Source organism: Chryseobacterium sp. II3a, assembly GCF_057815135.1.
Genome location: NZ_JBYPZJ010000003.1, coordinates 522,946 through 540,190 on the forward strand (window position 1 = coordinate 522,946; position 17,245 = coordinate 540,190).

The 17,245-nt window shown below is 34.7% G+C and carries 13 protein-coding genes and 3 pseudogenes; 1 reads left to right on the forward strand and 15 read right to left on the reverse strand.

The window, feature by feature from the left end; genetic code table 11:
• Positions 1-107: 107 nt before the first annotated feature.
• Positions 108-1,280: a M28 family peptidase gene (locus AC3HD6_RS10905; protein ID WP_488896364.1), complete on the forward strand. Its 1,173-nt coding sequence runs from the start codon at positions 108-110 to the stop codon at positions 1,278-1,280.
• 130 nt (positions 1,281-1,410) lie between these two features.
• Here AC3HD6_RS10905 and AC3HD6_RS10910 read toward each other — a convergent pair whose 3' ends face one another.
• The 15 genes and pseudogenes from AC3HD6_RS10910 to hisH form a co-directional block, all read right to left on the reverse strand.
• Entirely contained in the window at positions 1,411-1,818 is a 408-nt protein-coding gene (locus tag AC3HD6_RS10910) for a hypothetical protein (RefSeq protein ID WP_488896365.1), read from the reverse strand.
• 909 nt (positions 1,819-2,727) lie between these two features.
• Positions 2,728-2,910 (reverse strand): annotated as a pseudogene (locus tag AC3HD6_RS10915) (RHS repeat-associated core domain-containing protein); the annotation flags it as partial.
• Between the two features lie 31 nt (positions 2,911-2,941).
• On the reverse strand, positions 2,942-3,331 hold the full coding sequence (locus AC3HD6_RS10920; protein ID WP_488896366.1) for a hypothetical protein: 390 nt from the start codon (positions 3,329-3,331) through the stop codon (positions 2,942-2,944).
• Positions 3,321-3,608 carry a hypothetical protein gene (locus AC3HD6_RS10925; RefSeq protein ID WP_488896367.1) on the reverse strand — a complete coding sequence of 96 codons (288 nt, stop codon included), beginning with the start codon at positions 3,606-3,608 and terminating at the stop codon, positions 3,321-3,323. The genes AC3HD6_RS10920 and AC3HD6_RS10925 overlap by 11 nt, the downstream gene beginning before the upstream one ends.
• 319 nt (positions 3,609-3,927) lie before the next feature.
• Positions 3,928-4,113: pseudogene (locus AC3HD6_RS10930) on the reverse strand (RHS repeat-associated core domain-containing protein); the annotation flags it as partial.
• A gap of 42 nt (positions 4,114-4,155) precedes the next feature.
• On the reverse strand, positions 4,156-4,542 hold the full coding sequence (locus AC3HD6_RS10935; protein ID WP_068943214.1) for a hypothetical protein: 387 nt from the start codon (positions 4,540-4,542) through the stop codon (positions 4,156-4,158).
• A 2-nt stretch (positions 4,543-4,544) separates the two neighbouring features.
• Positions 4,545-5,306: pseudogene (locus AC3HD6_RS10940) on the reverse strand (RHS repeat-associated core domain-containing protein); the annotation flags it as partial.
• Positions 5,307-5,372: 66 nt separating this feature from the next.
• The gene (locus AC3HD6_RS10945; protein ID WP_488896368.1) at positions 5,373-5,852 is read right to left on the reverse strand and encodes a hypothetical protein; all 480 of its coding nucleotides are present in this window, start codon (positions 5,850-5,852) and stop codon (positions 5,373-5,375) included.
• The gene (locus tag AC3HD6_RS10950; protein ID WP_488896369.1) at positions 5,827-9,327 is read right to left on the reverse strand and encodes a DUF6443 domain-containing protein; all 3,501 of its coding nucleotides are present in this window, start codon (positions 9,325-9,327) and stop codon (positions 5,827-5,829) included. The genes AC3HD6_RS10945 and AC3HD6_RS10950 overlap by 26 nt, the downstream gene beginning before the upstream one ends.
• A gap of 5 nt (positions 9,328-9,332) precedes the next feature.
• Positions 9,333-12,599, reverse strand: coding sequence for a hypothetical protein (locus AC3HD6_RS10955; RefSeq protein ID WP_488896370.1), 3,267 nt, complete (start codon positions 12,597-12,599; stop codon positions 9,333-9,335).
• Positions 12,600-12,611: 12 nt separating this feature from the next.
• Entirely contained in the window at positions 12,612-14,249 is a 1,638-nt protein-coding gene (locus AC3HD6_RS10960; RefSeq protein ID WP_488896371.1) for a T9SS type A sorting domain-containing protein, read from the reverse strand.
• A 234-nt stretch (positions 14,250-14,483) separates the two neighbouring features.
• Positions 14,484-15,071, reverse strand: a complete 588-nt coding sequence (gene hisIE / locus AC3HD6_RS10965) for a bifunctional phosphoribosyl-AMP cyclohydrolase/phosphoribosyl-ATP diphosphatase HisIE (RefSeq protein ID WP_488896372.1) — start codon at positions 15,069-15,071, stop codon at positions 14,484-14,486.
• Positions 15,068-15,820: an imidazole glycerol phosphate synthase subunit HisF gene (gene hisF, locus AC3HD6_RS10970; protein WP_488896373.1), complete on the reverse strand. Its 753-nt coding sequence runs from the start codon at positions 15,818-15,820 to the stop codon at positions 15,068-15,070. The genes hisIE and hisF overlap by 4 nt, the downstream gene beginning before the upstream one ends.
• Positions 15,813-16,535 carry a 1-(5-phosphoribosyl)-5-[(5-phosphoribosylamino)methylideneamino]imidazole-4-carboxamide isomerase gene (hisA, locus tag AC3HD6_RS10975; protein WP_488896443.1) on the reverse strand — a complete coding sequence of 241 codons (723 nt, stop codon included), beginning with the start codon at positions 16,533-16,535 and terminating at the stop codon, positions 15,813-15,815. The genes hisF and hisA overlap by 8 nt, the downstream gene beginning before the upstream one ends.
• Entirely contained in the window at positions 16,535-17,116 is a 582-nt protein-coding gene (gene hisH, locus AC3HD6_RS10980) for an imidazole glycerol phosphate synthase subunit HisH (RefSeq protein ID WP_488896374.1), read from the reverse strand. Before hisH ends, hisA begins: the two co-directional genes overlap by 1 nt.
• Positions 17,117-17,245: the final 129 nt, after the last annotated feature.

The window sequence follows — 17,245 nt, forward strand, 5'->3', positions numbered from 1 at the left end:
CTACTTTTTCACTTTTTCTTGCATAAAAATTATGGCATCCATAAAATTTTAAACACTTTATTGTGATTTATTTACTACATTCGTACAACCATTTAAAAATTAATTATATGAAAAGAATTACCACTCTTTTATGCACTTCATTGATTGTGCAGAGCATTGCTGCTCAAACTTTTATTCAGGCTTATAAAGACAGAGCCGATATGGTCACCCAGACTAATATCACTACAAACCTTCAGGATTTCGGTAACTTTGGGATTAAAAAGACCGGTTCTCAAGCCAATACTAATGCCTTAAACTGGATCAAAAACAAGTATCTTTCGTATGGTTATACTGCCAGCCAAATTACTGAAAGCCCTTTTACTTACGGATCAGCAACTTCAAAGAACTTAATCATTACTAAAACCGGGACTCTTTATCCTAATAAGTATGTAATTATTTGTGGACATTTTGATACCATTAACGGACCCGGGGTAAATGATAATGGAAGTGGTACTTCTATTATTCTTGAAGCAGCCAGAATATTACAAAATGTACCTACAGAGTATTCCATTAAGTTTATTCATTTTTCCGGTGAGGAACAAGGATTGATTGGAAGTTCTCATTACGTGAATAATGTGGTTTATCAAAACGGAGTTCGCAAATTGGATATAAAATTGGTCTTTAACCTAGATCAGGTAGGAGGCGTAAAAGGAAATAACAATAATACGGTATACTGCGACGAAGATCAGGGAGGTCTTTCCAGCAATAATGCTGCATCAGCTGCCGTAACACAACAGCTCAGAAACTGTACAGCGCTCTATTCTCCACTTCAGACTGCTGTAGATCCTGCTGCAGATACTGACTATATCCCTTTTGAGCAGAAAGGAGAAGTTATTACCGGCTTTTTTGAAAGAATAAGAAGCACATTTCCCCATAGTTCCAAAGATACTTTTGCGAATGTAGACCCTGTATATGTTTACAATATCGGAAAGGCCACCGTAGGAGCTTTACAGCATTTTGCAGCAGCCTCTACCACTTTAACAGTGAACAAGTCAGCATCACAAAACACATTAGAAAATGTGAAATTCTACCCTAACCCGGCCCATAATATCCTTAATATTGAATTACCGGATAAAACAGCCAGCTTCAGCTTTGAAATCACCAATGTGACAGGAAGAACCTTATTGAAGGTGAACAATGAAACTAAAATAAATGTTTCTACATTGGATAGAGGGGTTTATGTAGGAATTTTAAAAATTGGAGATCAGACGGTTGTGAAGAACATTATGATTGAGAGATAATTAGATATTTTATTTAACAAAAAACAGAGCAAAATGCTCTGTTTTTTTGTTTTTACTATTGTTCTGCAACTATCTATCTATTTATGGAGAAGAAACCGGAAACTAATACCAATGAGAGGATGGTTTTATTTTAAGTGAAAGCTGGTTTTTCGTCTGAATAAACAATCTCTATAAAATCTTCTCCTTTAAACTCAAAATATAAATATTTATAACTAGTATTAAGTTTTATACGATTTCTTTTGCCATTATATCTAATAATAATTTCTTTAGCTTTTTGAGGGTAATTTAATTTTATATATTGAGATTTCTTTTTCAATTCCCCATTGTTAGAATAAATTAAATCTCCATTATCTGTAACTAAGGTAATATCTTTTCTTAGTCCTTTTTCATTATATAGATATAATAATATTTCTTTTCCTGAAAATGTAGAGGACATTTTATTTTCAGGGATATAGGTATATCTTATTTGATTAGATGTACAACTTACATGTAACAATAAAATAAGTATGAGTAAGAAATTAATCTTTAATTTTTTCATCCGGAATATTTTGAATTATTATCTGTTTGCTCTGGTATCGTCTCTTTAGATAGCCATATTTATTCTGAAATATAAGTTCTTTATAAGAACAGATTGCTATGAAAAGCAACCTGTTTATATTAATCTAGACATGAGCAAGATGTTCTTGTCGGAAGGTAGACTTCTGGAGAGTTAACATCCACCACACGATGCAATCGTGCGGGAGCGAAGGTAATTATACCGATTCTGTAATATGGTATTATTTATTTTAAGTACACTTTGAACACTTGGCATAGGAGAAATTTGATTTCCTGCTGAATTAAAATAAATACTGCTACCAATATTATCTATTAACCTACCTTCATTATTAGAAGTACAATGCGAACCAATACAAACATTACCATAATTTGTTCTAAGTGGTAAACCTGATTCAGATCTTACAATATTTTCTACATGAGTACCATAAATTTCTGCTGTTGTAGAATTATCTCCAAATCTAGTATCTGGTTGTGCGACTTGTCCCAATGCAAAATATCCATAAACATGCCCCATTTCATGTGCAATAGTTGTGTATAAAGGCGAATATTTTGCATCATTTCCGAGCATAGTCTCAACCCCTTTACTTGATGAGAAATCTAACTCAATTATATTACTTATTCCATATTTCACTTGGGATTTATTACCTTGATTAAAATAAACATCTCTCACTTTTCCATCATTACCTTGAGCTTGATCAAAGTAACCAATCATAGTATTTCCTATAGAAGTATTTTTGTCTAAATGGTTCAATCCTGCTATAGTCTGAACAACATAGTCTGATAAGTTAGTATTTGAATCTACATTTGTCCATTTTCCATCTACTTGATGCTGTGTAGCTCCATTATGATATCTGTATTGAGTCCCATTTTGATCATTTATATATATCCATTCTCCATTTATATCAATAAATTTAACAGGGTTATTTGCTACATAGCTGTAAGGCGAAATAGGAAAATAATTCTCACTATAATTATCTAATACTCCCCATCTTCCCAAATCTGGCATATACATTCTTGCACCATAATCATACATCCCAGTCTCTTGTAGTTCTTTTCCATTGTACTTATATTGGTAGTATTATAATGAATTATAGCAAGGATAATGATTATTTTCTTCTAAGTTTTTTTATATAATCAAATAATTCTTTTGTCATTTCGTAATATTGACCATTAATATTAATTGTAGCTTGATCTCCACAAAAATTAAACCTTTGTTTCTTAAAATAAATTTCGCCCTTAAATCTAATATTTACATGAGGCTCGTCACTAATGCTTTTTAAACATCTAGTGAATAAATAAAAATCTCGATTCTGCTTATTATTTAATTCAATCTTCTTTAATTTATCTTGAAAAGCATCAAGTAAATTACTACAACTTATTGAATATGGAGTTGTTGCATCAATTGGCGCAATGTAAATATTACTTTTTTGTCCTTTCCCAAATGAAAACATTAAAATAAATAATATTAATAAAACATTAACTTTCTTAATTACCATTTTTATTTTTTTTAGGTACAGTGATAATAACTTCTTCAATTTTTGGAAATGTACTTGTACTTGGAGATACCTTTTCATTTACATCAGATGCTTTATACGGGTGTCCTCCGTGGTCATCTCTTGTCATTTCTCCTTCTTCAATTAAACCTAGTTTTTTTGCTGTTTCTTGTTCAGATCCTTTAATTACTCTCTCTTCTTCCTTATTAGAATAAGGATTGTCCTTATCAGCTTGCGAATTTTCCGTATGTTGTTTGGGATTATTTAAGGCGTCCAACATATGGTCTCCCTCATGATTTAGTATAAGTGTTGGAGTTAGTGAAACACTTTTGTTAGTTTCAATTCCCTGTTTATCATTCCATTGTATTTCTTTTTCAGTGTATGAAGCAGAACTTGACCCTGATGTTTGGGATATTATTATTTTCTCCTTATGACTCTCTAAACTATTTATAATTCCATCTGCATTATTTTTTTAAGTGTAGCAACTGATTTATAAAATTTTTTATAAAAGTATTATTCCCCTTATATGTACTACCTGTCTTATAATCATACGTCATAAGTTTTCCTTTACTATTTTTATAATGTATAATTATATCTCTCCCATCCGGATCAATAAATAGTATAGGGTTATCCATAGCATAGTTATAAGGTGACCACCTTCTATATTTCTCCGCCAGCGGATCCACAACGCCCCAACGTCCTAAGTCAGGCATGTAAAATCTGGCTCCATAATCATACATTCCTGTTTCCTGAAGCTCCTTTCCATTGTACTTGTATTGATAAATAGCCACCAATTTGGCGGCTATATTATTTTATGATTATAGAGTTTATTTTTTCCCCAATGTTAGTTTTATCATGTATTCTCTCAAACTATCATTTACAAGATATTTTTTCCCATTTAATTCTATAACTCCAATACCGGAACAAAAATCTAACTTTTTAGAGCCGTCATAAACAAATCCATATAATCTTGCATCTACATCTAGATTATTTTTTACTGGTTCTAGCTTAGAAAAAATATTTATTAATTTATTATTTTCATCGTTAGACAAAGTAAGTTGTTTTTTATTGGGATGTAATCTTAAACTATCACAATTTATTGACCTTACCGGACTAAGTCTCATATCAATATAATACATTTGTCCCTCTTGCTTTTGACAGCTAAGAACTAAAAACAAAAAAATTGTGAGAAATAATTTAAATATAACTTTCATTACTATTTTTTCTTTTTAACGGTTATTATCACCTCTTGGATTTCAGTTGGTTTTGGTTTTGTTGTATTTACCCCTGCTGTATCATATAACTCTCCTCTATGATCTTTCCTAGTGACTTCTTTTCCTTTTATTAGCCCTAGTTTTTTAGCCGTGGCTTGTTCACTTCCTTGTATAACTCTCATTTCTTCGGCATTATCATAATTATCTCCTGTAGGTTTTAAGACATTCATTATATGTTTTTCCGGATCCCTAAAGTAATTATTTGCATGATCAAATTCGTGGTCTAAAATAGCTGTTGCTGTTAGTTCTTTGCCATTTGTAGTTCTTAAACCTTTAGTAGGTTTCCATCTAATTTTATCTTTATTGTCGAAATTAGGTCCATCCTTGTCATTATAACCATTATCTGTTACATATACTTTCTCCTCTCTTGAATCTAAAGCCTTAAGGTTACCTCCTGCCCCAGATTCAATTAATGCCTTTGCTGCTCTATGAAAGGCAACCAAGTACTTATTTTTTCCAGTGTAACCTGCACCATATTTATAATCATATGTATGCATTTTTCCATCTGAAGCCAGATACCAAATTATAACATCATTTCCATCTGGGTCTAAATATTTAATGGGATTATTGACCGCATAATTATAACCAGAGAAAGGAAAATATTTTTCAGCTTTATTATCAATTACTCCCCATCTTCCCAGATCCGGCATATACATTCTCGCACCATAGTCATACATACCCGTCTCTTGCAACTCCTTCCCATTGTACTTGTAATTAAACTATCTAATCAAACAAAGAAAAGCTGCCAATGGCAGCTTTTCTAGCTATTATTAAGGTTCTGAACTCTTACATTTTTCAAAAAATTCACTTATTTGTTCTTTATTCTCAACAAATTTACCATTTTTAAAATATGCATATTCACCATATACGACTGATTGATTCTTTATTTCAAAACTGTCTATACGATAATCTGATGTCTTTAATAAATTATCTAAAATTTTTTTCCCGTAATCACTTGTTTCATTAGTTGCATCTGTAAAATAAAAAACAGGGAAACCTTTATATTGATAAGACTTATAAACAGGTAATTCATTATTATATAGCATCCTATCTACAGAAAAAATTACCTCTTCATCACATTTTCTAATAAAAGTGATTCCTATATATTTTATCTTTTTTCCATCATTGATAGTTCTATCTAAGATATTATAAAATTTTATATCTACTTTTTTATTTAATTGTGCAGAATTACAACTAAAAATAGAAAGTAAAAAAAAGAAAAGACTAATTTTTTTTATATTTTCCTTCATAAGCTTTTAACATTGTTGTGTTATCATAAATAATTGTTGTATTATGCTTAGGAACACTGATAAATGTTGTTCCGTTAGGTGTTGCAGCTTTAATATCCAATGCTTTCACCGTTTTCCCAACCTCAAAAGAATAACTATTTTCTTTTGTTGGAATTTTGCTTAGATAAACTCCACTTGGATTTAATGGCCCTGTACTTAAAACACCTGGTCTCAATGTAGTTGTTTCTAATTTATCATTATGGGTATGCCCTTGTAAACTTACCTTAATTGATTGGTTATCATAAACTGGTGATATTGTACTGCCATCCTCAGCACCTGAATATACAACGGTATGATCTCCTCCTGATAAGTTTGCCGTTTGAATACCCATTTCAGCGTCTATATCTCCTGAAGCAATCCAATCAGTAGCCTGATTGAAATAATTTAATCCTGCATCCTGATCAGATCCAAAGTCTAGAAATTTTCTTGTTCCATCAGTTTGAGTATGTTTTTCAACAAAGCCCTTTTCACCAATTGTATAGCCACCATCATTATCAGCTTTTAAATTTCCTTTATTATCAAAATTTTTAGAAGTGTATACTACATCTGTATTTGATGGTGCTTTCCAAGTCAATTCTCCTTTTTTATTCAATTCATAAATATCCGTACCTTGTCTTCCATCCGGGTCAATATACCTCAAAGGATTATTAAATGCATAGTTGTATGGAGACCATCTTCTCATCTTCTCCGCTAACGGATCCACAACTCCCCATCTTCCCAAATCCGGCATATAAAACCTCGCTCCGTAATCATACATACCCGTCTCTTGAAGTTCCTTACCATTGTACTTATAATTTAAATATCCATTTAAAAGAGCCTTCTTTCCTCCGATATGATTCAAACCAAAAGGATAATAGTTGTTTGTATCTGTTACTTCAAGAACACCCGCACTATCTTTAGCAAAACTCACTCTTGTATTTCCTAAATGATCTTTATACTGATAAATATAATGATTTTCTGTGAAACTATAAAAACCTTCTGAGGTAGGTACAAAATCTAACTTCCAGGATCCTGATCCTGATATCAATGTATTTTCTGTTTTCTGATAAGCCTGTTCTTCATAAGCAAAGCTTGTTTTATCCAATAACACAGGTCCTATTAATCCATTATCATAGTAGCTGTATTGAAAGCCATCAAGATAATCTATCATGGTTGTTTTTCCTATATCTCCATCTCTTGCACTGTACTTCGTTGTTCTGAGTTTTGTTCCGTCTGCACGATATAAATAACTTATATTAGTATTATAATTCCATCCCAAAAGCTTCTGAGTGATGAAGAACTGATTAGATAAATTAAGATAATTATAATATATAGAATTGATATTTTTATCCTTCATACTCGTCATATTCCCATTCCCATCATAATCAATCAGATTATTTCCACCCTCATACCCTGTATCATTCATAGCAGATTCTATGACCTGGTTTAAACGGTTTCCTGTGTATTTATATTCAAGATCATCTACCAAAGTAGAAGTTCCTCCTGATACAGGAATTGCTTTTCGTTTAAGGGTCGTGATATTTCCATTTTGGTCATAGGTAAGATATTCATCAAAATTACCATTATCAGGATTGGTGGCATTGGGTTCTGAGTAAAAACCGTTTTTTAAGCGATTCAGGGGATCATACTCATAATTGTATCTTTTCAGAACGTCTTCTGATGAATTTTTCCAGTCTATCTCTGCTATATTTCCATTAAACCTGCCCGGTGATTTTGCATAGTTTAATGGATTATTGTACTTTATTCCGTACCCAAATAATTTCCCATTCAGCGCGGCAGGATCATTGATCTGAGTCAGCCAGCCACGGATATTATATTTATAATCTATCTGCTGAAGCGGAGATCCTAAAGCAACTCCACCTACCTTTTTAGATTCAAGCTGTGACAGTTCATTATACTTATTCTGGGTAAGGATTTCCACAGGATTAGAATCTACCTGGTGTTTGTGCACCAGCAGCCTGTTCTGGTGGTCATATTCAAAGTTTTCTGTAATGACTTTTTCTGTGTCTGTTGCCAGCCTTTTATGCCTGGTGACAACGGTTTGAGCTACTCCTGCAAAATCCAGTCTGGATTCTGTTTTGGTATACCCGCCCAAGTGATTGATAGAATGAGTGCCAATCACTCTTCCTTTGGTATCATAATAGCTGTAGTTTTTGGTCCAGTTGTCATCTTCAATATTTTTTACCAGGCTCATTACGGTAAGTCCTTTGGTACTTTTTCCTTCGGAAGAGACGGTTTCTTTTAAAATTTCTGCATCCTGAATGGTTGAAGGAAATGGTGGATTAAAGCTATACCCAGGATAAGTATCGTAATAACTGACACTTAAAATAGTGGGAATTTCACCTACAAAGGCACTATCGGTATAATACACAGTGATCCCACTTCGGGTAAATCCTGTTGTATTTCTATCTTCTGTAATCACCAGATCCTTGATCTGATTCTGCCTGCCAGCTCTATCACCACCTGTTAAAAATCCTGTATAAACCACTCTCCCCAATTGGTCGTATTTGGTAATAAGCCATTTATTAGCATCCCTAAGGTTGGCATCCTGGGTCAAGATCAACCTGTCTGATTTATCATATACCATATACTCCCAGCCTTTGCCGGGAAGCTTCTTTTCTACAAGCCTGTTTCTTCCGTCATAACGATACTGGTAGCAAAGATCATCAAGAAGAATATCATTAACAGGCTTATGAATAGCATTGGGAGGAAGTACAAAAGCCAACTGGTCGTATTCATTATACACATAATACGTATCCCAATATGCAGGGCTTGTCGTTTTTCTTACCAGTACAACCTGTCCTTTGCCATTTTTAAATTCTATAGTTTGGTTGCCATCTTCGTCAGTAACCGTATTTTTATACAATGTTGCCGGAGCATATACTACACCTGGAGATAACCTTACAGTACTTTTTGTGGCTCCTTTTTCCCAAGTGGTGGTCGTAATAAACTGATACACTTCATCAGCTATATTAGCTTCATAACTAAATTTCACAGGCTTAGCATTCCAGTCATTACCCACCTGAATCTGCTGCTGGATTCTGTCTAATGGAGAATTCTCCAATACTTTCTCTGAATAGATTTTTTCTGAACCATAAGGCGTATTGGCAGCATTGGATAACGGATTGGGAATAATACCGCCATTCAGAGTTCCTGATTGAGGCACGGGAAGATAATCTTTAACCTGTCTTCCAAATTGGTCATATTCAATATGAACTGCTACATCTTTTCCCAGAGGAGATGCTTTTACATTGACCACCTGCTTGGGTCTTCCCAGTCCGTCAAAATACTGAACGGTTTCTGAGGTTTTTGTGGTAGAAGTCCCATTGTAATCCAAATAGGTCTTGGATTGGATATAGTTTTCTTCCTGGGTAAGCTGGGCATATGCTGAATGGCTTATCAGCAGCATGCCTATGGGAATGAGTATTTTTTTCATCGGTGTTAGTTTTTATAGTTGTATTTAATTTCCTTTAATATCTTTCCGTTAGCATCCACTATTTTTTCAAGTCTATTAGCTGTATCATAGAGATAACTTTCTCTGATGCCGGATGGTGGAGTGATGCTTCTTACGCCAATTAAAGGGTCGTAGGTGTAAGTGGTAATCTGATAGTTAGGCAAACTTTCTCTAAATACGTTAAATGCAGTAAATAAAGCTGCTTCATCATTGTTTCTCTCAGCTGCAGCATCTGTATTAGAGGCATTCACTATGCTGTCTATGAATGATTGTGAAATGTTTTCCAGTTTTGCATTTTCAATCTTGGCAATAGGCTGGGTTTGATTGTATCCCCAGATAATAACCGTTGAAGCACCACCTTTAGTAGTATACTGCTGGACATTTCCCTTAGAATCATATTTGTCATATTTTACTTCATTAGCTACTGATGAAGGATTCTGAAGATCGTAGGATAAAACTGAGGTTGGAAGCAAATGTGTAGGATCATCGTATTTGATTCCTGTTTTTGCAATAGTTGTTCCAACATCATTATTATTCAGTTTTTTGATGACGGTTGTTTCTAAAGGGATACCTATCATATTGGCATTAATCAGTTTTTGATTTCCTTTTTCATGAGCATATTGGTTAGCCACTGTCTGAATCACTTGGTCAGGAAACGTAGTCTTTTCTAAAGTAAGATTAATAGGTTTCTGAACATCGCTAAGTGAATATTCATTATTTACATGGGTAATCATTGTATTTCCAGTAATATAATCCTTTGTAATGACTTCATTCAATAAGAACTTTCCGGATTGTACAGGATATGAACCTAATACTCTTGTTGAATAAAAAATAGATTGAGTTCCAGCTTGTTCATATATTCCAATTTTGGCAGAAGGAACTACCATGCCCGGATTATTATAGGTATTTGAAGACAAAGCATTTTTTAAAAGACTAAGATTATATTTATATATTGTTTCCTTGAGCACAGTATTACTGTTATCCGCGTATGATTTTTCAGCAATTAAATTTTTATTTCTGAAACGATAAGGATTGAATCCATTTCCTAATACCATAGAGATATCCATGGCATTATCTTCCTTTTCAAACTGATAAACTTTTCGTCCTTTGCCCGGGATATATTCCGTTACATATTCATAATTAACTACATCCTTGCCTAATAAACTTGAATTGATTGCCTGATCTGCACTTAATGTGTACATACTGCATAAAACAGGAACTGAACTTGAGCTTTGCACCGGTTTAGGTGTTATCTCTAAAAAGCTCAATGGAGAGGCAAAATATCCTGATGATCTCTCGCCTGCAATCTCCGGATTATGGTATTGAAAATATTTTTTGGTATAATTATGGACACCATCAAAATCTTCAATGTTTTTTATCCTTAACCCTCCAACAATATTATTTTGATTGTTCTGTTTATTGTATTTTATTTTATAGACTTTCAATGAAACAAAGCAGTTTCCTTTTCTTTCTGTTCTTATTCTTTTTTTAGCTCCAGGATTCATGAAAAATTTTCCATCAGTTGATGTTCCTGCTGTGCTGCCTCCGTTAAATACAGTTAATATCTCCCAGTGGTTATTGATGAACTCCTCCAAATATGCTGTTCCCATACTACTTTCGTTATCGGGAAACTGATTTGGAGTCTGATTGGAACAGCTATTGAAAAATTCCATTCCGATCTCTTCACCTTTTAATACGTCAATATCTATATAAAAATATTCATTTACAGGAGTGGTAATTGTTATCGTCTCGTATTCAGATTGAGTATTGTTGTAGGCATTGTTGATAAAACTATAGTTACTTTCTTCTTTCTGTGGGATAAGTAATTGATCCCAGATTGTATTATTTTCAAATGTAAATGAGGAAGATCCTCCTGTGGGATAAACGATTTTCTTTAAAATATAAGCCTGGCTATAATTTTCATCCACGCTTCTGTCTGCTCCCTGGGTATGATTTTTATTAAAATAGCGCATGTTAGGAATCAGACCGATATTTCCATAGATTTTTCCATTAAAATATCCCCATATATCCTGTGCAAAACTGCCCAAATTAGGTCTTACAGTCTCATTATATTGAAATGAATATGTATTCTTTTGGAGTTTATCTTCTAGCCCTAACAGTTTTAACCTGTAATTTTTATAATCAGAGTTAGATGATGGCTGATTTGATATAAAATAATCATGAGTCAGCTCCAAGTATTTAGTAACCGTATTATTCTTATTGTTTATAACTTGGATATTATCAAGGGCATAGGTTGAGGAAGGGGTATCAGATGAAAGATCCTTCCTTCCTGACGTCCCATTTATAATATTTTTATAATTTAATTTAACCGTCTCATTATTATAAGTTATTTCAGTAAGGAGTGAATCAAAATACCGATTTACCGTTACTCCATCAACATCCTGTTGACCTGTAATACACGGATCGCCTGCTCCTGAAGGAACCGGATAATAATAATCTGTGAAGGAATAACTTATATTCTTATAAGACATCGTTTTCTCATACTTAAAATTAATTTCCTCATTATTTGGAAATTTTATTTTGCTCAACAATAAGGATGAAGTCGATGATGGCGATCCCAATTGAGAATCAGTAATAAGAGTACTTCCTATTCCGAATGTATAAATGATCCCTTTATCATCAGTGATTGTAAATACTCTCTCAGCATCAGAATAAGTAATCCTGATATTTTCATAAGGCATTGTATGAAAATTTCCATTTGAATCCCTTACAAAAGACCCGGATATTGTTGGCAGGCTGTAATGATATATATCCGGTTCAGTATTCAAGGTATTGTCTCTTAAACCATAGAGTTTAAGGCGGATATCAGAAGGAAATGTTTCTATCATTACTTCATTAAACTGATAATCAAAAGCATTTTCTGGATACCAGGATGCTAATGTATTGTTTAGATCTTCTTTTCCATGTACTTCTACAGCAATATTGTTAGGAACTGAAAGACTCCATCCCAAACCTACGGTACTTGATGCTTCATCTACTTTTATTCCTCCTGTATTATAAGTAAGGCTGATAGGAATTGAAATTCCATATTTTGTTGAGATAGTGTGTAGTGGGACAGAAACATTTAGTTTTCCTGTTCTGTAATCTACCGGAAAATCTCCCGCTTTGAACATACTATAGGTCTCAGGAGTAGTAGGAGTAATCTTTTGAAGATTAGTCTGTCCTCCTATAGAAGTTTGACCCCAACCCATTATGGCTGACAATGCAGATGCCAGAAATATTATTTTTTTCATGATTAATGTTTTTTATTTCTTAATCAGCTTTGCATTCGCTGTTTTATTATTATCTGTTTTTATAGTTACTAAGTAAGCACCTTGTACCAAAGCCTGCGTATCAATCTTAGTCACTCTGTTTTTGGTTTTTAAGCTCTGGAGCTGCCTTCCGCTCATATCATACAGCATAATATCTGCTTCCTTAAAATCAAAACCGATTTCTACATAGGCATAATCTGATACTGGGTTTGGATAGATCTTGATGTCATATTTGGCAATCAGATCAGTCACCTGCTTGTCGCCCAGCTTTACAATCTTCCAGTTTTCTTTGCCCAGTTCTTTGGCGCTGGTTCCAGCTAACACAATAGAACCATCCCTGTTTAATTTTAAATCTGAAAGGCGTTCTTCTTTTTGCCTGGATTCTCCTGTTACATGTTTTCTCCACTGCTCATTGCCATTTGCATCTAGATATAACATCCAGAAGGTCTCATCATCTTTTTCTAGTCTTCCTTCAGCTTGGGTGTAGCCCCCTAATAAAATTCCTTTGGTGATGTCTTGATTCTTGGCTCTCGGCTCCTGACTCTGGATCACACTCATTCCCATCAGGATATCGCGGTTTTTGAAGTTGTAGGATTTCTGCCACTGCTCATCACCTCTTTCGTTCAATGCAATCAGCCAAAGGTCTGTGCCTTCTTCAATGCCGACGGTTTTGTTTCCGGATCTTTCGGATCGGGATTCACCGCCGATGATATAACCGTTTGAAGTTAGAGCCAGGGTTCTGATATGATCATCTCCTTTCCCGCCAAAGTTCTTCTCCCATTCTACTTTTCCGTTTTTATCCAGTTTAACGATCCAGTAGTCGCCTTCACCGAAGTTGCTGCTTTGTTTTGAGGCAGCAGATATCAGGTTATAGTTAGTAGTATTTCCAGTCGAAGATTTACTTTCAGGATTTCTAACCCCAGAATCCTTAACTTCGGAGCTCCTTGAATAGATTCCCAATAAGGCTCCCCCATCTCTTGTTGGAATCATTTTTTCTACTTCATCCAGACCTTTTCCGCCTAAAATTAATTGAGAGAGTTCTTTTGCGTCTTTGTCGAGTCTTGTGATCCAGACATCTTTGGAACCATAGCCTTTGGAGGAGTTTTGTACATTTCCGGCAATAAAGAATCCTAGATCTGTAGTTTGAATAACAGCTCTGGCATCTTCATCAGAGGACGCTCCCAAGGTTTTCTGCCATAATTCATCCCCGAATTCATTGATTCGGATCAGCCACATATCAGATCCACCTTTGGAGTCATCTTTTTTATCCAGACCTTTCCCAGAATATGAAGTTCCGGCTACAAGAAACCCGCCATCCTGGGTAGATACCGTGGCAGAAAGATAATCATGGTTATTTCCTGAGAAATACTTTTCCCAGGCTTGTTCTCCCTGTTGGTTCAGTTTTACCAAATGGAAATCATAGCCGTTGTTCTGCTTACTTCCAGCCTCCAGCTTCCCGCTTCCTGACTGTATAGTGCTTCCTGTAATAAGATATTGCTGATCGATTGTTGTCGTCACCTGGCTTAGAAAATCCTGGGTAGAGGATTGGATATCTTTTTGCCAGAGAACTTCCTGGGCAGACAGTCCCAGAATGGTGCATAGCGTACATGCACTAAAATAAAGTTTTTTCATTCCCGTGTTGTTTTGAGTTGAGTATTAGTCTTTTCAGATTTTTACAAATTTAACTTTTTTTACATATCACAAATCATTTTTATGTGATTTAATATGAAATATTTATAAAAATCAAGATCCTTCATTGTATTTATATCATCCTTCATTGATTATACAAATCTACTACAGCACAACGACAGAATATGTCGTGTTATATTTTTTCATAAAAAAAACCTTTGAAAAAATTCAAAGGTTTCATTGATTTCGGCTTTGAAGAACTTCTTCAATTTCCTCAAGCGAAAAGCCTTTTGCTTTTAATAAAATCAGTAAATGGTATAAAAGGTCAGCCGCTTCATTTTTAAAAAGCTTGTCATTGTTATCTTTAGCTTCAATAACTAATTCCACCGCTTCCTCTCCTACTTTCTGAGCCACCTTATTGATTCCTCTTTCATACAGTGAATAAGTATAGGACTCGCTGGCCTTACTGTCAATTCTTTGTGATATGGTCTCTTCTAATTCATATATAAAACCTTTTGAATCCTTTTCTCCAAAACAGCTGAAACTCCCGGTATGACATACGATATGAGTGGGAACAACCTTAATCAGTAAGGTATCCTGGTCACAATCGATATCGATACTTTTTACAGTTAAAAAATTACCTGATTCTTCCCCTTTTGTCCAGAGTCTGTTTTTGGAACGGCTGAAAAAGGTCACTACTTTTTCTTTTTGTGTTTTCTCAAAAGCTTCTGCATTCATATAACCCAGCATCAAAACCTGCAGTGTTCGGTTATCCTGAATCACAACAGGAACAAGTCCGTTATCTTTATTAAAATTAATCTTCATCGTATGTCTATTTTCTGAGTTTTTAATTGTTGTTTTAAATCTTTAATTCCTATTTCATTAAAATGGAATATACTGGCTGCCAAAGCTCCTGTAGCTTTCGTTTCATTAAAAACTTTAACAAAGTCATTTACAGTTCCGGCGCCCCCGGAAGCGATCACAGGAATTGAGATCTTTTCTGAAACCTTTTGGGTAATGTGAAGGTCAAACCCATTTTTGGTTCCGTCACCATCCATTGAAGTTAAAAGAATTTCACCTGCTCCCAAGGCTTCTGCCCTTTTTGCCCATTCTACCGTGTTCAGTTCTGTAGCTTCACTTCCGCCTTTAATATGGACGAGATCGGCTTGGTCAATTCTTTTAGTATCAATGGCAACCACTACACACTGACTTCCGAATTCATTAGCCAGTTCAGCAATCAGTTTAGGTTCTTTAACAGCAGCAGAATTGATACTGATTTTATCTGCTCCTGCCTCTAAAAGCTTTCTGACATCTTCAACAGAGGCTATTCCGCCGCCAACAGTAAATGGTATGCTTAGTTCCTGAGCTATTTTTTTTACTAATTCTACAAATGTTTTCCTGTTTTCCAGTGTAGCTGTAATATCAAGAAAGACAAGCTCATCAGCACCTTGTGCTTCATATTTTTTAGCCAGTTCTACAGGATCTCCTGCATTTTTCAGATCCTCAAACTTGATTCCTTTTACTGTGCTTCCATCCTTAATATCCAGGCATGGAATAATTCTTTTTTTAAGCATTTTCAATAAAATTTTGAAGTTGTTGAAGGCTTATTCTACCTTCGTAAATCGCTTTCCCGATGATTGTTCCTGCGCAGCCGATCTCTTTCATTTTATAGACATCATTAATACCGGAAATACCACCACTGGCTACCAACTGTACTGATGTCGTAGATAAAGTTTCGATATAAAGCTCTGTTGAAGGGCCTTCCAGCATCCCATCCTTAGAAATATCAGTGCATATCACCGTGTTGATTCCTTTTTTCTGATATCCAAGAATAAAATCAATAATATCCAGGTTGGTTTCTTCCAGCCAGCCAGAGGTTTTAATCTTTCTGTTGTCACAATCTGCTCCCAAAATAATTTTTTCGGGACCATATTTTTCAATAATGGCAAGACAAAACTCAGGATCCTGTACCGCAATACTTCCCAATGTAACCTGCTTTGCACCAGAGTTGAAAGCCGTTTCAATATCCTGCGAAGTTTTTAAACCTCCCCCAAAATCAATCTGTAACGAAGTTGATTTCGCAATATTTTCAAGCACTTTCTGATTAACAATATGCTTAGATTTTGCCCCGTCAAGATCCACAAGGTGAAGAAACTGAATTCCAAAGTCTTCAAACTCTCTGGCCACTTCTAGAGGATCTTCATTGTATATTTTCTTGGTGTTATAATCTCCTTTGGATAAACGCACACATTTTCCCTCAATAATATCAATAGCAGGAATAATCTTCATCATGATAAGTTTATAAAATTGTTTAATATTCGGCTGCCCACATTTCCCGATTTCTCCGGGTGAAACTGAACCGCATAAAAGTTCTCTTTCTGTAGAGAGGCACTGAACGGAAGAATATAATCACAAACCGAAGTAGTAAATTCTGACAGTTCACAGTAATAACTATGCACAAAATACACATCATTTTCGGGTTCAACTCCAGAGAACACCAAAGAATTATGTCCTGAAAGCGTATTCCAGCCCATATGAGGAACGAGCTCCAAAGGAGGAAATCTTTTGACATTGATATCAAAAATCCCCAAACCTTCCGTATTTCCTTCCTCATTTCCTTTACACATTAGCTGCATACCCAGGCATATCCCTAAAACAGGTTGTTTTAATGTTGGAATAAGCGTATCAAGCCCTTTTGCTTTCAACAGCTTCATCGTAGACGAAGCTTCGCCTACACCAGGGAAAATAACCTTATCAGCTTTCAGGATCTGTTCAGGGTCATCTGTAATGACTGAGTCGATATTTAGCCTGTTTAAAGCGTTCTGTACGGAACTTACATTCCCTCCGTTATATTTTATTATTGCAATCATAAATCTTATTTTAATTGTAAATAAATCCATTGATTTATTTTTAAACTACATTAGATGAAGCTTAACTTATCTTAAAACCTTCCATCCATTTAATAACTAGACAGTTGGATTGAAATTCAATTCAATCTA